The sequence below is a fragment of the Streptomyces anatolicus genome, assembly GCF_019400875.1.
GTDB classification, from domain to species: Bacteria; Actinomycetota; Actinomycetes; order Streptomycetales; family Streptomycetaceae; genus Streptomyces; species Streptomyces anatolicus.
Genome location: NZ_WMBF01000351.1, coordinates 1 through 6,641 on the forward strand (window position 1 = coordinate 1; position 6,641 = coordinate 6,641).

Here is a 6,641-nt window from a genome sequence, read left to right on the forward strand (position 1 = left end):
GCTGCCAGGTGTCGTCGTCGCGGCGCAGGGTGCCGGTGACGGTGACTTCGGCGGTGCCCGCGTGCTCTTCGGCGGTCTCCTGGAGGGGGTGCGTCAGGACAGGGTGAGGGCTCGCCTCGACGAACAGAGTGTGCCCGTCGTCGAGGAGGGAGCGGGTGGCGCCCTGGAAGTCGACGGGGGTGGCCAGGTTTTCGTACCAGTACTGGGCGTTCATCACCGTCGTGTCGGTCATCGGGCCACCCAGGTGACCGGTGACGGTGGAATAGAACGCCACCGTCGCCTGGCGCGGCTCGACCGGCGCCAGCAGCTCCGCCAGCCGGTCCCGCAACGCCTCCACATGCCAGGTGTGGGAGGCGTAATCGACAGGGATACGACGGGCCCTGATGCCCTCCCCTTCACAGTGCGCCACAAGCTCCGTCAACGCGTCGGCGTCACCGGCGACCACGGTGGACGAGGGCCCGTTCACCGCGGCCACCGCCACCCGGCCCGCCCACCGGGCAATCAACTCCGCAGCACCAGCCGCGGGCAAAGGCACCGAGACCATCCCGCCCCGGCCCGCGATGTCCGTAATGGCCTGAGACCGCAACGCCACCACCCGGGCGGCGTCCTCCAACGACAACACCCCAGCAACATGCGCGGCAGCGATCTCACCCTGCGAGTGACCCACCACCGCATCCGGGACCACACCCAAGTGCTCCCACAACCGAGCCAGGGACACCATCACCGCCCACAGAGCGGGCTGCACCACATCCACCCGGTCAAAACCGGGAGCACCCTCCACCCCGCTGAGCACATCGATCAGGTTCCACCCGGTGAAGGGCTCAAGTGCCGCCGCACACGCCGCCAGATGCTCGGCGAAAACGGGACTGGTGGCCATCAGCCCCACACCCATGCCGACCCACTGCGAACCCTGCCCGGGGAACACGAACACCGTCTTGCCGCGCTCACCGGCCACCGTGCCGGTGACCACACGCGGCGAAGGCTCCCCTGCGGCCAGGGCCGCCAAGCCGCCCCTGAAATCGGCCGGTTCACGGCCGACCACCACCGCGCGGTGATCGAAAACGGAACGCCCGGCCACCAGCGCGTGCCCCACCTCGGCAGGCGTCACCTGCGGCTGCTGGTCCAGGTGATCGAGAAGACGCCGCGCCTGATCACGCAAGGCCCCATCCGACTTCGCCGACACCACCCACGGCAACGTCCCGTCGGTCGACACCACCGGCTGCGACTGGCCCCCGCCGGTAGCACCGTCACCCTCGGGAGCCTGCTCGACGATGAGGTGGGCGTTCGTACCACTGACACCGAACGACGACACACCGGCGCGGCGGGGGCGGCCCGTCTCCGGCCACGACCGGCTCTCGGTGAGGAGTTCCACGCCGCCCGCGGCCCAGTCCACGTGCGAAGACGGCGCGTCCACGTGCAGCGTCTTGGGCAACACGCCGTTGCGCAGAGCCATCACCATCTTGATGACACCGCCGACACCCGCGGCGGCCTGCGTGTGACCGACGTTCGACTTCAGCGAACCCAGCCACAGCGGCTGGTCCTCGGGCCGGTCCTGACCGTAGGTGGCGAGCAGCGCCTCTGCCTCGATGGGGTCACCGAGGGCGGTCCCCGTCCCGTGGGCCTCGACGGCGTCGACGTCCCGCGCCGAGAGTCCCGCGCCGGCGAGGGCCTGGCGGATCACGTGCTCCTGGGAGAGGCCGTTGGGGGCGGTGAGGCCGTTGGAGGCACCGTCCTGATTGACCGCCGAACCGCGGACGACCGCCAGCACCTCGTGACCGTGCCGGCGCGCGTCGGAGAGGCGTTCCAGGAGCAGCAGGCCCGCGCCCTCCGCCCAGGCCGTGCCGTCCGCCGCCTCGGCGAACGCCTTGCACCGCCCGTCCGCCGCGAGGCCACGCTGCCTGCTGAACTCCACGAACATGCCCGGCGTGGCCATGACGGCGACGCCGCCCGCCAGGGCGAGCGAGCACTCGCCGTTGCGCAGCGCCTGGGCCGCCATGTGCATCGAGACCAGCGAGGACGAGCACGCGGTGTCGACCGTCACGGCGGGACCCTCGAACCCGAAGGTGTAGGCGACACGGCCGGAGGCGACGCTCGCGGTGTTGCCGGTGAGCAGGTACCCGTCGAATCCGGCGGCGCCGTCGTGCAGGTGAGGGCCGTAATCCTGGGTCATGGCGCCGATGAAGACGCCGGTGCGGCTGCCGCGCAGTGCGGCGGGGTCGATGCCCGCCCGCTCGAACGCCTCCCAGGAGGTCTCGAGGAGCAGCCGCTGCTGGGGGTCCATGGCCGTCGCCTCGCGCGGGCCGATGCCGAAGAACGCGGGGTCGAACTCGGCCGCGCCGGAGAGGAATCCGCCCTTGGCGACGTAGGAGGTGCCGGGCCGGTCCGGGTCGGGGTCGAGGAGTTTCTCGGTGTCCCAGCCGCGGTCGGTGGGGAAGTCGCCGATGGCGTCGCCGCCTTCGCTGACGAGGCGCCAGAGGTCTTCGGGGGCGCGGACCTCTCCTGGGTAGCGGCAGGCCATGCCGACGATCGCGATGGGTTCGCGGGCGGAGTCCTCCAGCTCGCGGACCCGCTCGCGCAGGGCCTGCGCGTCGTCGACGGCGCGTCGCAAATAGGACCGGAGCTTGTCGACGTCTTTCACCAGGGCCTCCCCCAACGGTTGTTGCTCGGACGTACGGGCGGTGCTGCGGTGTCAGCGGTGCGGTCTCACGCGTGTCCCCAGGGGCACGCGTGTCGCAGGGGTCACGCGTATCCGCGGTCGATCAATTCGTACAATTCGTCGTCGCTCCGGCTCTCCGGGCTTGCTTCCCCCACCGTTTCCGGAGCATCGGAAGCCTCCGGCTCGAGACGGGCGGAGATGTGGTCCGCGAGCGCCCGCGCAGTGGGGTACGAGAAGGCGACGGTGGCCGGAAGCCGCACCCCGGCCGCGGCGGTGAGCCGGTTGCGCAGACGCACCGCCATGGAGGAGTCGAAGCCCAGATCCTTGAAGGTCTCGGTGGGCCTCGTGGCGAGATCGGCGCCCGTCAGCTCCGCGTCCACGCTGTTCAACACCGCTGCCGTTTCGGCGAGGACGAGGTCGAGGACCGCTCGCGGAGTCAGCTCCGCCGCCGGTGTGCCGACGGCAGCCGACCGCTGCGTGCCCGCACCGCTCGCCTGCGCGGAGGGCCCCGTGGCGCCGGTTTCATCGGGCGCCGTCAGCCAGTACCGCTGCCGTTGGAACGCGTAGGTCGGCAGACCGACCCGGCGCGGCCGGTCCGCGGCGTACACCTCCGCCCAGTTCACCGGCACACCCCGCACATGCAGTTCGGCCAGCGAGGTGACGATCTTGCGCGCGCTTCCGTCGTCCTTGTGCAGGGTGCCCGTCACCACCGGCGAGACCGCCAGCGCGTCGGCGGTCTCCTCCATCGCCACCGCCAGCACCGGATGCGGGCTGACCTCCACGAACGCCCCGCCGCGGGCACGCATCAGGTTCTCGACCACCGCGCCGAAACGCACCGGCGAGCGCAGATTGTCGTACCAGTACGATCCGTCGAGCCTGCGAGTGTCGAGCAGTCCCCCGGTGACCGTCGAGTGGAACTCCACCTCTGTCCGCTGCGGGGAGAGATCCGCGGCGGCCTTGAGCACACGGTCACGGATGCGCTCGACCTGGTGGGAGTGGGACGCGTACTCGATCTTGACGCGGCGTACGCGGACACCGTCACCGGTCGCCATCGCGGCGAACTCGTCCAGTGCCGTGAGATCCCCGGAGATCACCACGGACGAAGGGCCGTTGACCGCGCCCACGCAGAGCCGCCCGGGCCACCGCCCCAGCCGCTCCTCGACCCAGGGGAGCGGCGCGGACACCGCGTTCAACCCGCCCAGACCGGCCAGGTCGGTCAGGGCCCGGCTGCGCAGGGCGACGATCCGTGCCGCGTCCTCCAGCGGAAGCGCACCCGCCACACAGGCGGCGGCGATCTCCCCCTGCGAGTGGCCCACCACCGCGTCGGGGACCACTCCCAGCGACCGCCACACCCGGGCGAGGGAGACCATCATGGCGAAGAGCGCCGGCTGCACCACGTCGTCGCCCCGTTCCAGCGACGGCGCCGACTCCGCGCCGGTGACCACGTCAACCAGCGACCAGTCCACCCACGGCTCCAACGCTCGCGCGCACTCGTCGATCCCGCGCGCGAAAGTCTCCGACTCGGCGTACAGCCGCCTTCCCATGCCCGTCCACTGCGACCCCTGGCCGGGGAAGACGAAGACGACCGGGCCCACCGGCCCGTCTGCCACCCCGCGCACCACCCTCGCCGAGCTGCCGCCCGCCGCCACCTCCGCCAGGGCCGCCAGGGACTCCGCCCGGTCGCCGCCGAGCACCACCGCCCGGTGCTCGAACAGCGTCCGCGCCGTCACCAGCGAGTGGCCCACGTCGGCCGCCGACAGCGACGCGTCGGCGGCCACCAGCTCCCGCAATCGCGCCGCCTGCTCCCGCAGGGCCGGTTCCGACCGCGCCGAGAGCGCCCACGGCGCCACCCCGAGAGCACTCGCGGAGGACTCCCCCGCGGAATCGGGCCCTGTCCGCTGCTCGGGCGCCTGCTCCAGGATCACGTGCGCGTGCGTGCCGCCCATTCCGAACGACGACACCCCCGCACGCCGTGGCCGGTCCGCCGCACCCGGCCAGGGCCGTGCGGCGTCGACGACCTCGAAGTCCGCCTGGAAGTCCGGGATGGCGGGGTTCGGGGACCGGAAGTTCAGGCTCGGCACCAGCTGAGCGCGGTCCACGCAGAGCGCCGCCTTCAGGAAGCCGACGATTCCCGCGGCCGGTTCCAGGTGCCCGACGTTCGTCTTCACGGAACCGATCGCCAGGGGGCGGCTGCGGCCGGTCTCCCGGAAGACCTCGCGCAGACCGGATATCTCAGCGGGATCGCCGAGCCGGGTGCCGGTGCCGTGGGCCTCCACGTAGTCGATGTCGTCGAACGGCACGTCCGCGCGTCGCAGCGCGGCCAGCGCGGTCGCCGCCTGCGCGCCGGGGCTGGGGTCCGGCATCCGGGAGGTCGCGCCACCGCTGCCGACGCTCCAGCCGCGGACCACCGCGTAGATGTGATCACCGTCGGCGACGGCGAGGTCCCGCCGCTTGAGCAGGACGAATCCCCCGCCCTCGCCCCGGACGAACCCGCTGGCGCGCTCGTCGAAGGTGAAGCAGCGGCCGTCGGGCGACAGGGCGCCCAGATTCGCCATGCCGAGTCCCGCTTCCGGGTCGACGATCAGGTTCACGCCGCCCGCGATCGCCATGTCGACGGCGCCGCCGCGTATCCGGTCGCATGCCAGCGCCAGCGCCACGAGGGACGAGGACTGACCCGAATCCGCGCAGAAACTCATGCCGCGGACGTCGAAGAGGCTCGATATCCGGTTCGCGATCAGCGCACCGCTCGAACCGAGCGCGGCGTAGTGGTCGTCCCGGTCGCTGCCGGACAGCGTGCGCAGCACGTCGTATCCGGAGGACGCGGCGCCGACCAGCACGTCGATCTCGCGTCCCGCGAGCGAGGTCGCCGTGATCCGGGCGTCCTCGACCGCCTCCCAGGCGAGTTCCAGCCCCAGCCGCTGCACGGGGTCCATGGCCGCCGCCTCCGCCGGACCCGTTCCGAAGAACTCGGCGTCGAACCCGTCGACGGCGTCGAAGAACGAACCCGCGCGCACGGTGGCGGCGTCCGGGTGGGACGCGTGCTCCGAGGGGACCGCCCGCTGCTCGGGGAACGTGCCGACAGTCGACTCCCCGTCGAGCAGGAGGCGCCAGAACTCCCCCGGCCCGGGAACGCCGGGGAAGCGGCACGACATCCCGATGACGGCGATATCGATGGCTTCGCCACTCATGCGAATTCCTTCCGGTTGCCTCGGCGTACGGCACTCAGGGGCCGTACCGCCCGCACCGCCCTCACTGTCTTCACTGCCTTCACCGCCAAGAGGTCAGCGTCTTCCGCAGTTCGTCCGGTGCGTTCATGAAGTCGTGGTGGCCGCCGTCGACCACCTGGATGTCGACCGAGTCCGCGTACTCACGCCACCCGGCGAGCTGGTCGAGGCTCACGTCGGGGTCGTCCCGCCAGTGCAGTACGACGATGGGGCAGCCCACCGCGACCGGCTCGGTCCGCCGGTAGGCACGGGCGGCGGCGAGATCGCGGAGCAGCACGGCCATGCCCAGGTCGACCATGTCCGGCCTCGGTTCGATGCCCCGGCCGCGGATGACCGACTCCAGCTCGGCGCGCAGCTCGGCCTCGGTCATGGTGAGCATCCGGTCGCTCGCGGCGTCGTGCGGGGCCGGCTGGCCCGACACGAAGAGGCAGGCCGGTCGGGGCAGGCCCTGTTCGGCGAGCCGGACCGCGGTCTCGTAGGCGGGCAGCGCGCCGGCACAGTGCCCGAAGAGGGCGAACGGCCGGTCGAGCAGGGGGCTCAGTGGTCCGATGAGGTCGGCGGCGAGGTTCTCGTAGGTGCCGTAGTGGTGTTCGGCCAGCCGGTTCTCGCGGCCTGGGAACTGCACCGGGCAGACCTGGACGTCGTCGAGCGCGGCCGGCCAGGCGCTGAAGGCCGAGGCGCCGGAGCCGGAGTAGGGGAAGCAGAAGAGCCGGGCGGGGTGGTCGGCGGAGTGCGGCCGGACGAACCACGGGGACGTGGTG

Annotated in this window: 3 protein-coding genes; all 3 read right to left on the bottom strand. The window is 72.1% G+C overall.

All coding sequences use genetic code 11. The annotated features are described in order from the left end of the window. Nucleotides 1–2,638: type I polyketide synthase (locus GKQ77_RS24475; protein ID WP_372459974.1), on the bottom strand; the 2,638-nt coding region annotated here is incomplete at its 3' end. A 101-nt stretch (nucleotides 2,639–2,739) separates the two neighbouring features. Beyond that, complete coding sequence (locus tag GKQ77_RS24480) at nucleotides 2,740–5,844, bottom strand: type I polyketide synthase (RefSeq protein WP_219691094.1); 3,105 nt, start codon at nucleotides 5,842–5,844, stop codon at nucleotides 2,740–2,742. 79 nt (nucleotides 5,845–5,923) lie between these two features. Continuing rightward, on the bottom strand, nucleotides 5,924–6,641 hold a 718-nt coding region (locus GKQ77_RS24485), incomplete at its 5' end, for a thioesterase II family protein (protein ID WP_219691095.1).